Raw genomic sequence first — 17,458 nt, 5'->3', positions numbered from 1 at the left:
CGAGCTTTTTCTTCTGGCGCGTTATCGATCTGGTCGAAAGCACGTGCAGAACCGCCGTAGGTTTTAGCCAGTACGGTGGTGATCGCTGCAGTCAGGGTAGTTTTACCGTGGTCAACGTGGCCGATAGTACCAACGTTAACGTGCGGTTTTGTACGTTCAAATTTTTCTTTAGACACGGCTATATTCCTTACTATAGCGCTCTCCCCTTCTGGAGAGAGCACGGGACTTTGGTTTTAACCCTGCGGCTTATTTGCCACGGGCTTCGATTACGGCCTGAGCGACGTTGTTCGGTGCATCATCATACTTCAGGAATTCCATGGTGTATGATGCGCGACCTTTAGTCAGAGAACGCAGCTGAGTTGCGTAGCCGAACATTTCGGACAACGGTACTTCAGCGTGGATCTTAACGCCAGTCACTTCAGATTCCTGACCGCGCAGCATGCCGCGACGACGGCTCAAGTCACCGATAACGTCACCGGTGTTCTCTTCTGGAGTCTCAACTTCAACCTTCATGATAGGCTCAAGCAGAACTGGTTTCGCTTTCTTAAAGCCTTCTTTAAAGGCGATAGACGCGGCCAGTTTAAACGCCAGTTCAGAGGAGTCAACGTCGTGGTAAGAACCGAAGTGCAGACGAATACCCATGTCTACTACCGGGTAACCAGCCAACGGACCAGACTTCAGCTGCTCCTGGATACCTTTATCAACGGCAGGGATGTATTCGCCAGGAATTACACCACCTTTGATGTCGTTGATGAACTCGTAACCTTTCGGGTTAGAGCCCGGCTCCAGTGGGTACATGTCGATCACAACGTGACCGTACTGACCGCGACCACCAGACTGCTTGGCGTGCTTACCTTCAACATCGGTAATCTTCGCGCGAATCGCTTCGCGGTAAGCTACCTGAGGTTTGCCCACGTTAGCTTCAACGTTGAATTCACGCTTCATGCGGTCAACGATGATGTCGAGGTGCAGTTCACCCATACCGGCGATGATGGTCTGGTTAGACTCTTCGTCAGTCCATACGCGGAATGACGGGTCTTCTTTAGCCAGACGGCCCAGAGCCAGACCCATTTTTTCTTGGTCAGCTTTGGTTTTTGGTTCAACGGCGATAGAGATTACCGGCTCAGGGAATTCCATACGCTCCAGGATGATTGGAGAGTCTGGATCACACAGGGTGTCCCCGGTGGTCACGTCTTTCAGACCGATCGCAGCGGCGATGTCACCTGCGCGAACTTCTTTGATCTCTTCACGCTTGTTGGCGTGCATCTGAACGATACGGCCGAAACGCTCGCGCGCAGCCTTAACGGAGTTCAGCACGGTGTCGCCGGAGTTAACAACGCCGGAGTACACGCGGAAGAAGGTCAGGTTACCCACGAACGGGTCGGTAGCGATTTTGAACGCCAGCGCAGAGAACGGCTCGTCATCACTTGCGTGACGCTCAGCCGGAGTGTCTTTGCCATCGTCCAGGATACCGTTGATCGCAGGAACGTCAGTTGGTGCCGGCAGGTATTCGATTACCGCATCCAGCATCGCCTGTACGCCTTTGTTCTTGAACGCAGAACCACAGGTAACCAGGATGATTTCGTTGTTCAGCACGCGCTGACGCAGAGCGGATTTGATTTCTTCCTCGGTCAGCTCTTCGCCGCCCAGGTATTTTTCCATCAGCTCTTCGGAAGCTTCCGCAGCGGACTCGATCAGGTTCTGGCGCCATTCTTCAGCCAGATCCATCATGTCAGCCGGCACGTCTTCGTATTCGAAGGTTACGCCTGCGTCTTCTTCGTTCCAGTTGATCGCCTTCATCTTCACCAGGTCGATAACGCCGGTGAATTTGTCTTCTGCGCCGATAGCCAGCTGCAGAGGAACAGGGTTGGCGCCCAGACGAGATTTGATCTGGCCAACAACTTTCAGGAAGTTAGCGCCCATGCGGTCCATTTTGTTAACGAACGCGATACGTGGCACTTTGTATTTGTTAGCCTGACGCCATACGGTTTCAGACTGTGGCTGAACACCACCAACAGCACAGTAAACCATTACCGCGCCATCCAGCACACGCATGGAACGTTCTACTTCGATGGTGAAGTCAACGTGCCCTGGGGTGTCGATGATGTTTACGCGATGCGGTTCGAACTGCTTGGCCATACCAGACCAGAAGGCAGTAGTCGCTGCAGAAGTGATGGTAATACCACGCTCCTGCTCCTGTTCCATCCAGTCCATGGTGGCAGCGCCGTCATGAACTTCACCGATTTTGTGGTTTACACCGGTGTAGAACAGAATACGTTCGGTAGTGGTGGTTTTACCGGCGTCGATGTGAGCACTGATACCGATGTTACGGTAGCGTGCAATGGGTGTTGTACGAGCCATTTGATTCCTCTATTCCTAGGGCGTTCAAGTTCAGTTAACCCAAGCGGGCCGATTTGACGCGCCCGCTTGGTTAGCATGACTACAGCCGGGTGATTACCAGCGGTAGTGGGCGAACGCCTTGTTGGCTTCGGCCATACGGTGAACGTCTTCACGCTTCTTAACAGCAGAACCTTTGTTCTCTGCTGCGTCAGACAGCTCGTTCGCCAGGCGCAGAGCCATGGATTTATCACCGCGTTTACGTGCAGCATCAACGATCCAACGCATTGCCAGAGCATTACGACGAACCGGGCGGACTTCAACTGGTACCTGATAAGTAGAACCGCCAACGCGACGCGACTTAACTTCTACAGTCGGGCGAACGTTGTCGAGAGCGACTTCGAAAGCTTCCAGGTGATCTTTACCAGAACGCTGAGCCAGGGTCTCCAGCGCGGTATAGACGATTGCTTCTGCAGTAGATTTTTTACCGTCTACCATCAGGATATTTACAAATTTGGCCAGCAGCTCAGATCCGAACTTAGGATCTGGCAGGATTTTACGTTGGCCGATTACGCGACGACGTGGCATGGAAATACTCCGTTGTTAATTCAGGATTGTCCAAAACTCTACGAGTTTATTTTGACATTAAAGTTAAAACGTTTGGCCTTACTTAACGGAGAACCATTAAGCCTTTGGCTTCTTCACGCCGTACTTGGAACGAGCTTGCTTACGGTCTTTAACACCGGAGCAGTCAAGTGCACCACGGACGGTGTGGTAACGCACACCTGGCAAGTCTTTTACACGACCGCCACGGATCAGGATTACGGAGTGTTCCTGCAGGTTGTGGCCTTCGCCACCGATGTAGGAAGTCACTTCGAAACCGTTGGTCAAACGCACACGGCAAACTTTACGCAGTGCGGAGTTTGGTTTTTTCGGGGTAGTGGTGTATACGCGGGTGCATACGCCACGTTTCTGCGGGCAGGCTTCCAGCGCTGGAACGTTGCTTTTAGCAGCCTTCACAGAGCGTGGTTTGCGAACCAGCTGGTTAATTGTTGCCATTAAAAAAGCTCCTGGTTTTTGCTTCGTACTAGCTTCGTAAACATGTGATAAATCCCCTCGTATGCACTATTGGCAAAGTACGAGGACGCAGAATTTTAGGGCTGACCAGTATGGGTGTCAAGAAATATACAACATCACTCTCATTACCAGGCCATTTGGCTGCGGTGTTGTTCGGTTAATTCAACGAAGTGATTATAGCCGACGACAGTGATTTTGTGCGAAAAATGACCAACCAATCCCCGGGCTTCCAGGTCGTCCTGCAACGCATAAAGGGATATGGGGGCGGCGAGCAGCAATTCAAGATGGGCGCTGCCGGCAAGGCCTGCAAGCACGCCGTCCTGCAACAGCAGCAGCGCGTCGCCCTCCGCCGTCAGGCGCAGCAGCGCAGGTAAGTCACATTGGTTTGGCGAATGGCTCAGGGTATACAGCATCAGAGGATCCTAAAACGTCATCACGGCGTCGTAGCCGGCAAGCTCGCGGCGCAGTTCGTCCGGCGCCAGTACTTCCGCATCCAGCACCCAATCGTTCACCTGGCTCAATCCGCGTTCCTGCAGTGAAGCCTGGCACAGATAGCACCGCTCCACGTCATACAGCGGCAGCACGCCGAAGGTGGCAATGTAATTGCGCGCCAAAATCTTTTCCGGTTGCTGGCCCGGCAACAGCTGCAATACGCCATCGCCGACAAAAAACACCCCCACATCTTCACTGAGCGCCGACGTGGCGAGCAGCGCATCCAGCCCTTCCCTGCCGCTGGCGCCGCCGTGCGGCCCATGGGTGAAAACAAAAGCGACTCGTTTCATCCTATCCTCAGAACTGTACCAGACGGTCGCAACTTAGCGACGCTTCGGCCAGGGAACCCAGCCCGCTCAGGGTAAAACCGGGCTGCAGGTTGGCGCTTGCCAGCCCCTGCTGCGCCGCCTCCCGCTCGTCGGTGACGCCGCGGCGCAACGCGGCGGCCACGCAGACGTTGAGCGCCACGCCGTGTTGCTGAGCCAGCTGCGCCCAACCGCGCACCAGGTCGAACTCATCGCTGGCGGGCGCGGTCAGCTGGTTGGCGTTCAACACCCCTTCACGGTAGAAAAAGACGCTGGAAAGCCGGTGCCCTTTCGCCAGCAGGGCCAGCGCGAACTGATAGGCGCTGCTGGCCTGCTGCGTGCCGTAAGCCGGGCCGGTGACCAACAGACAATAATCGAGCATCAACGGTCGCTTCCCAACAGATCGCCGCTCTTGAACTGGCGGATGTACAAATACACGGTGTGTTTGGAGATATTCAGGCGATCCGCCACCTGATTGATCGCATCCTTGATGTCGAAGATGCCTTTCTCATAGAGGTTGAGCACTACCTGGCGGTTCTTGGCATTATTGGATACCGAGCGATCGGCATTCACCTCTTCGATGGTGAACTCCAGCGTCTGCGCCACCAGATCGTCGACTGAAGACGCGAAATTCACCGACGACGGCACGTCCTGCGTGGCCGGCGGCATAAAGGTCTGCATGATCTGCGAGAACGGCACATCGAGGTTCATGTTGATGCACAACAAACCGATTACCCGCTGTTCGCGATTGCGAATGGCGATGGTCACCGACTTCATCAGCACGCCGCTCTTGGCACGGGTGAAGTAGGCTTTCGACACGCTGCTGTCGTCGCCGGCCATGTCGTGCAGCATGCGCAGCGCCAGGTCGGTGATCGGCGAACCGATTTTACGCCCGGTATGTTCCCCGTTGGCGATGCGCACCGCTGAGCTGTTCAGATCTTCCAGCGCGTGTAATACGATCTCGCAGTGGCCGCCGATCAACATCGCCAGCCCATCGACCACCGCTTCATAGGATTTCAGGATTTCATGATCCGTTTGAGTAAACGGACGTTCATTCAGCAAATCAAGTTCGCTGGCTTCGCTGGATAAAAGCGAATTCGACATCGAAGATACCACCCTCATAGATCGCCTGTGCCAGGGGGCGCAGCTAAAACCGCTCGGACCGGATCGCTGCCGTCGTCGGCACGCCGCAGCGCGGCTGGCTGAGAGCAGCATAAACGGCACGATGACATCCGCGGGCGAGGCGGCCGGGAACAATTTTAGGTACACGCCCTAAGGGGCAGACGCATGACTGATAAGTCAGAATTATTAGTCTAGCAAAGCGACCGGAGCAAAGTCCTTGCGTTTGCGCGTGGTATTGACGTTAAGCCCGATGCCCGGCAGGCGTCAAGCGTTCAATGGAGAGAGAGGCGGCGGCGGCCGAAATGAAAACCGCCGCGGAGGGCATCCGCGGCGGTGGCAAACAGAGCGACGAGATTATTTCGCTTTGGCGTCTGCTTTCGCGTCAGCCGGTTTTTCGGCTTTAGCGTCGGCTTTCGGCGCCGCTTTCACGTCCAGCAGCTCAACGTCGAACACCAGCGTGGAGTTAGCCGGGATGCCCGGAACGCCGGTTTTGCCGTAGGCCAATGCCGGCGGGATCACCAGCTTGATTTTGCCGCCTTTCTTGATGTGCTTCAGGCCTTCGGTCCAGCCAGGGATCACGCCGTCCAGACGGAACGACAGCGGCTCGCCGCGGGTGTAGGAGTTATCGAACTCGGTACCGTCGGTCAGGGTGCCCTTGTAGTTTACTACCACGGTGTCGCTGTCTTTCGGCGCTTCACCCGCGCCCGGTTTCTCTACCTGGTACAGCAGGCCGGATTCAGTTTTCTTCACGCCCTTTTCTTTAGCGAAGCTGTCGCGGTACTTGGCGCCTTTGGTTTCGTTGTCCTTGGCGTCCTGTTCCATCTTCGCCTGAGCGGAAGCCTTCACGCGCGCTTCGAAGCCCTGCAGGGTCTTCTCGATGTCGGCGTCATTCAGCTTGCTCTTGTTGGCGAACGCGTCCTGAACGCCGGCGATCAGCTGATCTTTGTCCAGCTTGATGCCCAGCTTCTCTTGCTCTTTCAGAGAGTTGTCCATGTAACGGCCGAGAGACGCACCCAGTGCGTAAGCGGCTTGCTCGTCGTCGTTTTTGAACTTGCCGGTGCTCGGTGCTGCCGCCGCGTCTGCTGGTTTAGCGGCTTCTGCCGGTTTGGCGGCATCGGCTGCCATGACCTGGGTCGCATTCAGAGCAAAAGCCATGGTGGTTGCCAGAAGCGTGACTTTAAACAAAGATTTCATCCATTTCTCCAGTGTCTGAAGCAATGCCCCAAACAATCATTAGGTAAGATAACCGGGCTACTATAGCTGCCTGAAACAAAACAAAACAGTCGCACAGGTAACCAATCGAGTCAAAGTGTGACTCCCGCTTTGCCAAGAAGTTTCCCCCTGCGTGCTACTCGCATGATAAATCAGATTTTTCTTGCAGAATATTCGGCGAGGTTAGCAAAAAACGGCGTATCGGGCGTGCAACTTTTCAGCACTTTACACTGCCGATCGCAACGTTGCGCGCCGCCTGGAGAAATAGCGCGAGCAAACCCGGCGTCAGCTGTTACCATAGCGCCGAATCAGGATTTTATCGCGTCAGAGGTAGCCTCATGCACAACGCCGACATTCAACGCCTGCTACAACGGCTTGAAGAACTGGAGAGCCGTCAGGCCTTCCAAGAGCTCACCATCGAAGAGCTCAACCAGACCGTCATCCAGCATCAAATGGAAATGCTGAAGATGCGTGAACACCTGCGCATGTTGACCGACAAGCTGCGCTCGACCCAAACCTCAATGATCGCCTCGCAATCGGAAGAAACCCCTCCGCCGCACTATTGAGGGCCCGCTGTACGGTTACTTCAGGCGTGCCAGCCCTTCGACGGCACGCTCGAGATACCGGCGCGGGCACCCCAGGTTGATGCGGATAAAACCGCTCCCCTGCGGGCCGAAACCGCTGCCCATCGACGGCGCCAGCTTCGCCACCGCCACCAGCGCCTGCTGTAAGTCAGCATCGTTCAAACCCAGTGCACGGCAATCCAGCCAGGCGAGATAGGTCCCTTCAGCCTGGGTCATCGAGCACCAGGGCGCGGCGGCCGCCAGCGCCCGCTCAAACCAACGCCGATTCTCCGCCAGGTAGCCGAGCAGCTCATCAAGCCAGGCAGCGCCCCGTTGATAGGCCGCGGTCGCCGCCGTCATCGACAGCGCGTTGAATACATCCAGCCCGTGGGCGTTCAGCCGATCGACAAACCCCTGCCGCAGCCGGGCGTTGGGGATCAGGAAATTCGAAATGCGCAGCGAGGAAAGGCCGAAGGTTTTGCTGGCGGACGTCGCCGCAATCGCTCGCTCGCGATATTTCTCGTCCAGGTGCAACACCGACGTAAACGTCTCGCCGGGCAGCAGCAGATCGGCCCAAATTTCATCGGAGATCACCGTGACGTCGTGGGCATGGCAAAGCGCCATGAGCCGCTCCAGTTCATCGCGGCGCCAGCAACGGCCTGTCGGATTGTGCGGATTGCACAGCAACAACAGCGGCGGTTTACGCTGCGCCAGACAGGCAGCCAACTGGTCGAAATCGATCCGATATCCCTGCGGAGTTTCCAACAGAGGATCCTCAAGCACCTCTCGGCCGTTCATGGTGACTATCTTGGCGAACGAGCCATAATACGGCCCCTGCACCACCACGCCGTCCCCCGGCTTGCTGAGCAGTTGGATCAGCATCGCCAATCCGGGCACCACCCCTTCAATCGACGTAAACCACTCGCGCCGCAGCGGCAAGTCGTGCCGCTTGGCGAACCAGTCGATCGCCGCCTGATAGTAGGCGTCGTCGCGTTCGCTGTAGCCAAAGACGCCGTGCTCCACCCGCTGATGCAGCGCCTGTTGCACCTCTGGCGGACATGGAAAATCGAAATCGGACACCCACATCGGCAACAGTTCGCTGCCATCCAGTTGCAGATAGCGGTCGATGAAGTCCCACTTCACGGAGCTGGTGTTGTGGCGATCGATGATGGCGTTGAAATGACTCGTCATGTCAGGCTTCCTTACGCTGCAAGTCGTTCTGAGGTTGAAGTTTGGCGATACCGAAGCCGGTGAACCCATAAATCAGGGCGAACACCACCGCGGCATAACATTGGATCGCCCACGGCAGCAGATCGAGCGTGCTGACTCCCAGCGTGGTCGCCATGTAAATACCGGCGGCCGTCCACGGGATCAGCGGCTCGATAACGGTGCCCGCATCTTCGACGGTGCGCGACAGGTTTTTGTTGTCCAGCCCCATGCGTCGATAGGCGCCTTTGAACAGCTCCGCCGGGATCAGCAGCGCCAGCTTGCCGTCACTGGTCGCGCCGGTCACCAGGATGGTGGTGGCAACGGTAGCGGCGATCAGTTGACCGGTGGTGTGCACCACTTTCAGCAGCCGGCTGATGATCACCGTCAGCGCGCCGGTCAGCGTCAAGGCGCCGGCGAAGGAAAAGGCGCAGAACACCAGCAGGATCGTACTCATCATCGAGAACATGCCGCCGCGGTTCAGCAGGCGCGGCACATCGTCGACAATCCCTTCGACGTTATGGCCCTGGCTGGCGAACATCGACAGATTGAAACCGTCCATCAACGCATTCAGCCCCTGTTGCAGGCTAAAACCCTGCAGCGCGACGCCGATGGCGATCGCCAGCGCGCAGGCGGCCAGCATGACGGGGATCACCGGCCGTTTGGTCACCGCGCCCCACAGCACCAGCACCGGCGGCAGGATCAACAGCAGATTGAAATGGTACAACCCCTCAAGCGCGCTGACGATTTCGGTCACTTTTTCCGGCGTTGCCACGCTGCCCACCGCGCCGGTGTGGCCGGCGATCAGGTACACCACGGCGGCCAGGATGAAGCTCGGCAGCGTCGTGTACATCAGATGCTGGATATGGCTGTAGAGATCGGTATCCGCGACGATAGCCGCGAAGTTCGTCGAATCGGACAACGGCGAAATTTTGTCGCCGAAGTAGGCGCCGGACACCACAGCCCCGGCCGCGGCAGCCAGCGGCACGTCCAGACCGGCGGCCACGCCCATCAGCGCCACGCCCACGGTGCCGGCCGCCCCCCACGAGGTGCCGGTGCACACCGAGATCACGCTGGTGATGAAGAACGCGGCGATCAGAATGTATTGCGGGCTAATCAGCTTCAGCCCCCAATACACCATGTAAGGGATTGTGCCGCTGATCATCCAGGTGCCGATCAGGCCGCCCACGCAGATCAGGATCATGATCACCGGCATCGCCTTAGCCAGCTTGGCCACGATGGCCTCGATGATGTCATCCCAGCGGTAGCCTTGCCACCAGGCCAACGCGGCGGCGATGGCGGCGGAAACCAGCAGCAGCGGTTCAATGCGCAGGCCAAACTGGCCATAGCCGATGATGAGCAGCAACAGCATGGCCACAATCGGCAGCGTCGCCAGCCCAAGGTTGAGCGTTTTCTTATTATCCATATACGGCTCCTGTTGAAGAGGGGGTACTGCAACAGCGTAATGGCTTCGGTAATCGGAGGATGTGAGCGCAGGCCACTGGCCATGTAATCGGTTTCATGAGATGGCGTTATGTGAACCGCCTCTCATTCGCCGCGCTTGCTTTGCTCAGGCCTCTCACCATCGGCGACGGAGTCTCGCAGGATAAGTTCAGCCGAAAAGCGGTTGTTCTGCGGCGCGACGTCGCTGCCGCTGTGGATTTGTAGCGCCAGACGCGCGGCACGTCGGGCCATTTTCTCTATGGGGTAATGCACGGTGGTCAACGCGGGGTGGAGGTATTTCGCCAGGGCAATGTCGTCAAAACCGACGATCGACAGCGCTTCAGGCAACGGAACTTGCCGTTGGTGGCAGGTGCGCATCATGCCGGCGGCCATCACGTCGTTGAACGTCACTGCGGCGGTGAAGCGTTGGTCGCTGGCCAGCACGCGCTCGGCCGCCAGTTCGCCCCCTCTTTCATTAAAGGGCACGCTGATGATCCAGCTGCCGGGCACCTCAATGCCGCCGGCGGCCATGGCCTGGCGGTAACCCGCTAACCGCTGCGCGCGGTCGTCGATCGGCAGATCCGTCGTCACGCAGGCGATTCTCCGATGCCCCTGACGAATGAGCAGCTTGGTCGCCGCCTGCGCCGCCTTGGCATTGTCGAGCCAAATACAACGATTGGCGATGGCCGGCAGGTAGCGATTGATCAGCACCAGCGCGGGCGTGTGGGCGGCGTAGCGCAGCAGCTCCTCTTCTCCCATGCGCGTGACGTGCGCCACAATGGCTTCGCATCCCTGATTGATGAGAAAGTCGAGGCCGCTTTTTTCCAGTTCGGCCTGATGCCCGCCGCTGCACAACATCAAACGCACGCCGGCCTGCCGCGTGATGTCTTCCACGCCCCGCGCCAGGCGTGAGAAAAACGGATCGTCGAGGTTGCCGGTCAGCAACCCCAGCATATTGCCGCTTCTTTTCGCCAGCGCCAGCGCGGCGGCGTTGCGGTGGTAGTTAAACTCGCGCATCGCTTTCTCGACGCGTTCGCGGGTCACCGGTTCAACGTAGGCGGTATTATTGATCACCCGGCTGACGGTGGCCGTGGAAACGCCGGCGCGGCGCGCAACGTCTTTCATGGTGGCCATGGCATGTCCTGTTGTGCCGTTCGGCGCCTGGTGCGCCGCGCATAAAAAAGGGCAGCCAATGGCCGCCCTCTTGTCTCGGGATTGCGTTCTGCTTAGTGGCAGCCGCAACCGCCGTTACCGCAACCGCCTTTACCGTGGTCGTGACCATGGTCGTGATCGTGGCTGTGGCCATGACCGCCGCAGCAGCCTTCACCGTGCTCGTGGTGATGGTCGTGCTCGCCGTGTACGTGACCGTGCGCCAGCTCTTCTGCGGTCGCTTCGCGGATCGCGACAACTTCCACGTTGAAGTTCAGGTTTTGGCCGGCCAGCATGTGGTTGCCGTCAACCACCACGTGGTCACCGTCAACTTCGGTGATTTCAACCGGTACCGGGCCCTGATCGGTGTCAGCCAGGAAACGCATGCCGACCTGCAGTTCGTCAACGCCCATGAAGACGTCTTTCGGTACGCGCTGCACCAGGTTTTCGTCGTAGTTGCCGTACGCGTCGTTCGCGCCGACGTGAACGTCAAAACGATCGCCAACGTCGTGGCCTTCGAGCGCTTTTTCCAGACCTGCGATCAGAGAACCATGCCCGTGCAGATAGTCCAGCGGTGCGCTCACCGGAGACTCATCAACCAAAACACCGTCTTCTGTACGTACTTGGTAAGCCAGGCTGACCACCAAGTCTTTTGCTACTTTCATGATATCTCCTACCGTTGGCTACTAGGACGCGCACCGTTATCGGGATGCGCGCCTTTTCCGGACAGATTGTAACGGAAATCTGCCTCGCTGTACCCTCCGGGATAAAAAAACGCTACTTCGGCTGGAAAATGCCGATCACCTGCTCTTGCGGGCGAACGTGTTTTTCCACCTGTTGTTCGGTCTGGCGCTGATGGTGGCCGCACTTGACGCACTCCACCACTTCCACCTGATCCTCCCGCCATACCGCCAACGTATCCATGGCGCTACAGCTCGGGCACACCGCCCCGGCGATAAATCTCTTACGTGTTGCAGACATCGTTATGCTCCCGCTTATTCGTATTCGTCCCAGCCGTCGAACTGGCGACTTTCTTTTTGCATTTCGCGATGGAACAGCTCTTCCAGCTCGCGCCGCGCCTCTTTCACGCGGGAAATTTGCGCCACGTCGCCCTGATGCGGCGGCATCAGTTCACGCAGCATGCGCATATCCAGGCGGCGGAAATGCTGCTGGGCGCGGAAGGCCTGATGCGGGTGCATGCCCAACTCCATCAACGCCTTGCGCCCCAGTTCCAGCGCGCTGGAGAAGGTTTCGCGGCTGAACTGTTTCACGCCCGCCTGCAGCAGCTCATGCGCCTCCACGCGGCCGCGTGCCCGCGCCAGAATGCTCAGATTCGGGAAGTGCTGTTGGCACAACCGCACGATCTCCATGGTGTCTTCCGGCTCATTGCAGGTGATCACGATCGACTTGGCCTTTTCGGCGCCCGCCGCGCGCAACAGCTCCAGCTCGGTGGCGTCGCCGTAATAAACCTGATATCCGTAACGCCGCAGCACGCCGACGGCGCTGACATCGCGTTCCAGTACGGTAATGCGCATTTTGTTGGCCATCAACAGGCGGCCGATCACCTGGCCGAAACGCCCGAAGCCAACGATGATCACCTGCGGATCGTCGTCCTCTACGTACGGCGTCTCCTCGTCTTCGCCTTTGGCGTTGTAGCGGCGCGCCAAAATGCGGTCGATGGCCTGCATGAGTAGCGGCGTGGTCATCATCGACAGCGTCACCACCACCAGCAGCAAAGAGAGTTGATCCGGCTGCAGCACCTTTTGCGCGCCCGCCGCAGAAAACAGCACGAAGGCAAACTCGCCGCCCTGGCTGAGCACGCCGGCAAACTGCAGGCGCACCGAACTACGCAGGCCGAACAGCCGCGACACCCCGTAGAGCACGCCGGATTTGACCGCCACCAGCGCCAACACGCCGATCAACACCTCGGCCAGATGGGTGTAGAGCACGCCGATATTCAACACCATGCCCACCGAGATAAAGAACAGCCCCAGCAGCAGCCCTTTAAACGGCTCGATAGAAATCTCCAGCTCGTGGCGGTATTCGCTCTCCGCCAACAGCACCCCGGCGATGAAGGTGCCGAGCGCCATCGACAGGCCAAGCGTCTCCATAAACAGCGCCGAGCCGAGCACCAGCAACAGCGCCGCGGCAGTGAAGATCTCGCGCACGCCGGAAGCGGCGATATAGCGGAACAGCGGCCGCAGCAGGAAACGGCCGCCGATCAACATGCCGCCAAACGCCGCCACCTTGAGCGCGATCTTCGCCCAGTCGTCGCTGGTGCCGCCGGCGCCGGCCAGAATGGGGATCAACGCCAGCGCCGGGATCACCGCCATATCCTGGAACAGCAGCACCGAGAAACCCAGCTGTCCGCCTTCGTTGCGGTTCATGCCCTTTTCGCGCATCAGCTGCAGCGCCATGGCGGTGGAAGACATCGCCAGGCCGATACCGCCGATCACCGCCGCCTGCCAGGCGAAGTGCGTCAGGTACAGCAGTGCGCCCAGCACCGCCGCGGTGATCAACACCTGGCCGGCGCCGGCGCCGAAAATCGAGCGCCGCAGCTCCCACAGCTTGCTGGGATTCAGCTCCAGGCCGATGATGAACATCAGGAACACCACGCCCAACTCGGAGAAGTGCAGGATCTCATCGACGTCGCGAATGAAGCCCAACCCCCACGGGCCGATGGCGATGCCGGCGATCAGATAGCCCAGCACCGCGCCAATCCCCAGACGACGAGCGATCGGCACCGTCACCACCGCGGCGAACAGGAACAGCAAAATGGCGGTCAGTAAGGTCGATCCTTCCATGATCACCGCCCTCCATGCGGCAGCGGGTGGCTCAGCCATTCCCCGTAGGCGTCCGCGTGGCTGCGCAGCACCTCCGGCTTTTGCCGCCGCGCCCAATAGACCACGAACGGCGTCAACCAGTGCATATGGCACATCCCGGCGGTCAACTCGAACGGCCGCAGGATATCTTCCATCGGATAGTGGTTATAACCGCCGGTGCGGTAGGCGCCTTCCGGCTCGCCGGTGGTGATCACCGAGCGCCAGTATTTGCCCGCCAGCGCATTGCCGCCCACGCCGCTGGCGAAGCCGCGCGCCAGCACGCGATCCAGCCACTCCTTCAGCAGCGCCGGGCAGCTGTAGGTGTACAGAGGGTGCTGAAACACGATGACCTGATGCTCACGCAGCAGCTGTTGTTCGTGATGGATATCGATAAAAAAATCAGGATAGTGCGCGTAGAGATCGTGCACGGTGACATGTTCCAACTGCTGCGCCGGTCGAAGCAAAACCCGGTTCGCCACCGAGTCATGAGATTCCGGATGGGCATACAGCAGCAAGACCTTGGGCGGCTGCGACATCATTCCCCTCCAAAGCGTCGTCAGGGTAGCGGTTTTCCGTTACCATGCATCGCAAAGACAAAAACAGCGCGCGGTGCGCGTTCTGTTACCTTAATGATAATTTAACATACTCTGAACATACGGCGCTTTATGATTGTATTCTCCTCGCTACAAATCCGACGCGGCATCCGCGTCCTGCTGGACAACGCCACGGCGACGGTTAATCCAGGTCAGAAGGTCGGCCTGGTGGGCAAAAACGGCTGTGGCAAATCCACGCTGTTGTCACTGCTGAAGGGCGAGATCGCGGCGGACGGCGGCAGCTTCACCTTCCCCGGCAACTGGGCGCTGGCCTGGGTCAACCAGGAGACGCCGGCGCTGGACGTGCCGGCGATCGAGTATGTTATCGACGGCGACCGCGAGTTTCGCCAGCTTGAAGCCGAGTTGCAGGCGGCCAACGATCGCAACGACGGCCACGCCATCGCCACCCTGCACGGCAAGCTGGACGCCATCGACGCCTGGACCATCCGCTCCCGCGCCGCCAGCCTGCTGCACGGTCTCGGCTTCTCCAACGAACAGTTGCAAAGCCCGGTGCGCGACTTTTCCGGCGGCTGGCGTATGCGTCTTAACCTGGCGCAGGCGCTGGTGTGCCGTTCCGACCTCCTGCTGCTCGACGAACCAACCAACCACCTGGATCTCGATGCGGTGATCTGGCTGGAGCGCTGGCTGAAAAACTATCCCGGCACGCTGGTGCTGATCTCGCACGATCGCGACTTCCTCGATCCGATTGTCGACAAAATCCTGCATATCGAACAGCAGACCCTGAACGAATACACCGGCAACTACTCGTCGTTCGAGCGCCAGCGCGCCACCAAATTGGCGCAGCAACAGTCGCTTTATCAGCATCAGCAAGAAAAAGTGGCGCACCTGCAAAGCTATATCGACCGTTTCCGCGCGCAGGCCACCAAGGCCAAGCAGGCGCAGAGCCGCATCAAGATGCTGGAGCGCATGGAGCTGATCGCCCCGGCGCACGTCGACAACCCGTTCACCTTCAGCTTCCGTCCGCCGGAAAGCCTGCCGAACCCGCTGCTGCGCATGGAAAAAGTCAGCGCCGGATATGGCGATAAAGTGATCCTGAAATCAATCAAGCTGAACCTGGTGCCCGGCTCGCGCATTGGCCTGCTCGGCCGCAACGGCGCCGGGAAATCGACGCTGATCAAACTGCTGGCCGGCACCCTTGAGCCGCTGAGCGGCGAGATAGGTCTGGCGAAAGGCATCAAGCTGGGTTACTTCGCCCAGCACCAGCTGGAATTCCTGCGCGCCGACGAATCGCCGTTGCAGCACCTAAGCCGCATCGCCCCACGGGTGCTTGAGCAGCAGCTGCGGGATTACCTGGGCGGTTTCGGCTTCCAGGGCGACAAGGTCAGCGAAGTGACCGAACGTTTCTCCGGCGGCGAGAAGGCGCGGCTGGTGCTGGCGCTGATCGTCTGGCAGCGCCCTAACCTGCTGCTGCTCGATGAACCGACCAACCACCTGGATCTCGACATGCGTCAGGCGCTGACCGAGGCGCTGATCGATTTCGAAGGCGCGTTGGTGGTGGTATCGCACGACCGTCACCTGCTGCGTTCCACTACCGACGATCTGTACCTGGTACACGACGGTCAGGTCGAGCCTTTCGAGGGCGATCTCGACGACTACCAGCAGTGGCTTGTCGACCTGCAGCGCCAGGAAAGCCAGCAGGACGCACCGGAAAAAGAGAGCGGCGGCAACAGCGCGCAGGCGCGCAAGGATCAAAAACGCCGCGAGGCGGAGTTCCGTACGCAAACCCAACCGCTGCGCAAGCAGATCGCCAAGCTGGAACAGCAGATGGAAAAACTGGGCGCCGAGCTGGCGGCGGTGGAAGAGCAGTTGGCGGATCCCGCGCTGTACGACATCAGCCGCAAGGCCGAACTGACCGACTGCCTGCAAAAGCAAAGCCAGGCCAAATCCGCGCTGGAAGAGACGGAAATGACCTGGCTGGATGCGCAGGAACAGCTGGAGCAGTTAACGCAGGCGTTCGACGCCTAAGCCTCAGGCTTTGTAAAAAGGCCTATCCCCCAGAATGGTCGCGCGGTGCATGATGCGCCGCTGCGGCAGATAATCCGCGTTGGCGTAGTGCTGCGTCACGCGGTTATCCCAGATCGCCACGTCATTTTCCTGCCATCGCCAGCGCACCTGAAACTCCGGTTTGGTGATGTGAGCAAACAGGAAGTTCAGCAAAGCGTCGCTCTCCTTCGGCGCCAGATCGACGATCCGCGTGGTGAACCCTTCATTGACGAACAGCGCCTGCCGGCCGCTGACCGGATGGGTACGCACCACCGGATGCAGCAGCGGCGGGTTTTTCTGCACCGCCAGTTGCCAGCGCTGATGCTCCTCTTCACTGCCGCGATGCTTGTGCTCCGGGAACGACTTGGTGAAATCATGCTCCGCGCGCAGCCCCGCGAGCAGCGTTCTGAACGGCGCCGACAGCGCCTCATAGGCGGCGATGCCGCTGGCCCACAGCGTATCGCCGCCGGTGGCAGGCAGCGTCTTGGCCGCCAGGATCGCTCCCAGCGGCGGGTTCTCGATAAAGGTCACGTCGGTGTGCCAGTTGTCGTTGTCCGGCGGGTTGTCGTCGTGGGTATCGAGCACGATGATCTCTTCCACGTCGGTGGCGTGCGGATAGACCGGATGGATGTGCAGATCGCCGAAGCGGCCGGCCAGATCGCGCTGCTGCAGCGGCGTGATCGGCTGGTTGCGGAAGAACAGCACCTGATGCTTGAGCAGCGCATGATAAAGCTGTTCAAACTGGCCGTCGCCCAGCGGCCGGGCCAACTCGACGTTTTCCACCAGCGCCCCGATGTAAGGCCCCAGCGGGGTGATATTCAGACGTTCGTTCATTGCTGTACTCCATGCCACGGGGTCAGTCGGCGCTGCAGGGCGCGCAGCCCCAGCTCCAACCCAAATGCAATCACCGCAATCACGCCGATGCCGGCCAACACTACGTCGGTCGCCAAAAACTCACCGGCGGATTGCACCATAAATCCCAGGCCGCGCGTGGCGGCGATCAGTTCGGCGGCCACCAGCGTCGACCAGCCGACGCCCAGCCCGATGCGGATGCCGGTTGAGCATTACCAACCGCAGCGCGCCGACGCATTGAGCCATTTCATCGAACGGCAGCCGGGCATGATCTATGAAGC

At 59.1% G+C, this 17,458-nt stretch carries 19 protein-coding genes and 1 pseudogene; 2 read left to right on the top strand and 18 right to left on the bottom strand.

Annotated features, from left to right (window positions below):
- The 9 genes from ACTJJ6_RS23295 to fkpA form a co-directional block, all read right to left on the bottom strand.
- A partial coding sequence (locus ACTJJ6_RS23295) for a GTP-binding protein (protein ID WP_016831079.1) occupies window positions 1-176 on the bottom strand: 176 nt, incomplete at its 3' end.
- A gap of 70 nt (window positions 177-246) precedes the next feature.
- Complete coding sequence (gene fusA / locus ACTJJ6_RS23290) at window positions 247-2,361, bottom strand: elongation factor G (protein WP_028127620.1); 2,115 nt, start codon at window positions 2,359-2,361, stop codon at window positions 247-249.
- A 93-nt stretch (window positions 2,362-2,454) separates the two neighbouring features.
- On the bottom strand, window positions 2,455-2,925 hold the full coding sequence (gene rpsG / locus ACTJJ6_RS23285; protein ID WP_004956203.1) for a 30S ribosomal protein S7: 471 nt from the start codon (window positions 2,923-2,925) through the stop codon (window positions 2,455-2,457).
- Window positions 2,926-3,021: 96 nt separating this feature from the next.
- Complete coding sequence (rpsL, locus tag ACTJJ6_RS23280; protein ID WP_004930426.1) at window positions 3,022-3,396, bottom strand: 30S ribosomal protein S12; 375 nt, start codon at window positions 3,394-3,396, stop codon at window positions 3,022-3,024.
- Between the two features lie 143 nt (window positions 3,397-3,539).
- On the bottom strand, window positions 3,540-3,827 hold the full coding sequence (gene tusB / locus ACTJJ6_RS23275) for a sulfurtransferase complex subunit TusB (protein WP_019456119.1): 288 nt from the start codon (window positions 3,825-3,827) through the stop codon (window positions 3,540-3,542).
- A 9-nt stretch (window positions 3,828-3,836) separates the two neighbouring features.
- Window positions 3,837-4,196, bottom strand: a complete 360-nt coding sequence (gene tusC / locus ACTJJ6_RS23270; RefSeq protein ID WP_016930328.1) for a sulfurtransferase complex subunit TusC — start codon at window positions 4,194-4,196, stop codon at window positions 3,837-3,839.
- 7 nt (window positions 4,197-4,203) lie between these two features.
- Window positions 4,204-4,593, bottom strand: coding sequence for a sulfurtransferase complex subunit TusD (gene tusD / locus ACTJJ6_RS23265; protein ID WP_016930329.1), 390 nt, complete (start codon window positions 4,591-4,593; stop codon window positions 4,204-4,206).
- Window positions 4,593-5,315, bottom strand: a complete 723-nt coding sequence (locus ACTJJ6_RS23260; RefSeq protein ID WP_004930418.1) for a helix-turn-helix transcriptional regulator — start codon at window positions 5,313-5,315, stop codon at window positions 4,593-4,595. The genes tusD and ACTJJ6_RS23260 overlap by 1 nt, the downstream gene beginning before the upstream one ends.
- Window positions 5,316-5,687: 372 nt before the next feature.
- Window positions 5,688-6,527, bottom strand: coding sequence for an FKBP-type peptidyl-prolyl cis-trans isomerase (gene fkpA / locus ACTJJ6_RS23255; RefSeq protein ID WP_016930330.1), 840 nt, complete (start codon window positions 6,525-6,527; stop codon window positions 5,688-5,690).
- Window positions 6,528-6,883: 356 nt separating this feature from the next.
- Between fkpA and ACTJJ6_RS23250 the strand changes: the two genes are divergently transcribed.
- Window positions 6,884-7,111, top strand: coding sequence for a SlyX family protein (locus ACTJJ6_RS23250; RefSeq protein ID WP_004930414.1), 228 nt, complete (start codon window positions 6,884-6,886; stop codon window positions 7,109-7,111).
- A gap of 15 nt (window positions 7,112-7,126) precedes the next feature.
- On the opposite strand, the gene ACTJJ6_RS23245 is transcribed toward ACTJJ6_RS23250, so the two are convergent.
- The 7 genes from ACTJJ6_RS23245 to kefG form a co-directional block, all read right to left on the bottom strand.
- Window positions 7,127-8,299, bottom strand: coding sequence for a MalY/PatB family protein (locus ACTJJ6_RS23245; protein ID WP_110147473.1), 1,173 nt, complete (start codon window positions 8,297-8,299; stop codon window positions 7,127-7,129).
- A gap of 1 nt (window position 8,300) precedes the next feature.
- Complete coding sequence (nhaC, locus tag ACTJJ6_RS23240; protein WP_440803997.1) at window positions 8,301-9,740, bottom strand: Na+/H+ antiporter NhaC; 1,440 nt, start codon at window positions 9,738-9,740, stop codon at window positions 8,301-8,303.
- Between the two features lie 122 nt (window positions 9,741-9,862).
- Window positions 9,863-10,891, bottom strand: coding sequence for a LacI family DNA-binding transcriptional regulator (locus ACTJJ6_RS23235; protein WP_016930333.1), 1,029 nt, complete (start codon window positions 10,889-10,891; stop codon window positions 9,863-9,865).
- A gap of 92 nt (window positions 10,892-10,983) precedes the next feature.
- A complete protein-coding gene (gene slyD / locus ACTJJ6_RS23230; RefSeq protein WP_004930407.1) occupies window positions 10,984-11,571 on the bottom strand; it encodes a peptidylprolyl isomerase in 588 nt (195 codons plus the stop codon).
- A 112-nt stretch (window positions 11,572-11,683) separates the two neighbouring features.
- Window positions 11,684-11,887, bottom strand: coding sequence for a YheV family putative zinc ribbon protein (locus ACTJJ6_RS23225; protein ID WP_015379274.1), 204 nt, complete (start codon window positions 11,885-11,887; stop codon window positions 11,684-11,686).
- A gap of 14 nt (window positions 11,888-11,901) precedes the next feature.
- The gene (gene kefB, locus ACTJJ6_RS23220; protein ID WP_015379275.1) at window positions 11,902-13,710 is read right to left on the bottom strand and encodes a glutathione-regulated potassium-efflux system protein KefB; all 1,809 of its coding nucleotides are present in this window, start codon (window positions 13,708-13,710) and stop codon (window positions 11,902-11,904) included.
- A 2-nt stretch (window positions 13,711-13,712) separates the two neighbouring features.
- Window positions 13,713-14,264 carry a glutathione-regulated potassium-efflux system ancillary protein KefG gene (gene kefG, locus ACTJJ6_RS23215; RefSeq protein ID WP_028127618.1) on the bottom strand — a complete coding sequence of 184 codons (552 nt, stop codon included), beginning with the start codon at window positions 14,262-14,264 and terminating at the stop codon, window positions 13,713-13,715.
- Window positions 14,265-14,393: 129 nt separating this feature from the next.
- Here kefG and ACTJJ6_RS23210 point away from each other — a divergent pair, with 129 nt between their 5' ends.
- The gene (locus ACTJJ6_RS23210) at window positions 14,394-16,307 is read left to right on the top strand and encodes an ABC transporter ATP-binding protein (protein WP_016930336.1); all 1,914 of its coding nucleotides are present in this window, start codon (window positions 14,394-14,396) and stop codon (window positions 16,305-16,307) included.
- Between the two features lie 3 nt (window positions 16,308-16,310).
- Here ACTJJ6_RS23210 and tauD read toward each other — a convergent pair whose 3' ends face one another.
- Window positions 16,311-17,159, bottom strand: a complete 849-nt coding sequence (gene tauD / locus ACTJJ6_RS23205; RefSeq protein ID WP_016930337.1) for a taurine dioxygenase — start codon at window positions 17,157-17,159, stop codon at window positions 16,311-16,313.
- A pseudogene (locus ACTJJ6_RS23200) lies at window positions 17,156-17,383 on the bottom strand (taurine transporter subunit); the annotation flags it as partial. The gene tauD and the pseudogene ACTJJ6_RS23200, both read right to left, overlap by 4 nt.
- Window positions 17,384-17,458 lie beyond the last annotated feature (75 nt).

It is taken from the genome of Serratia sp. 22278 (assembly GCF_052045405.1).
Classification (GTDB): Bacteria; Pseudomonadota; Gammaproteobacteria; order Enterobacterales; family Enterobacteriaceae; genus Serratia; species Serratia marcescens.
This window is presented reverse-complemented; position numbering and strand designations above follow the sequence as displayed.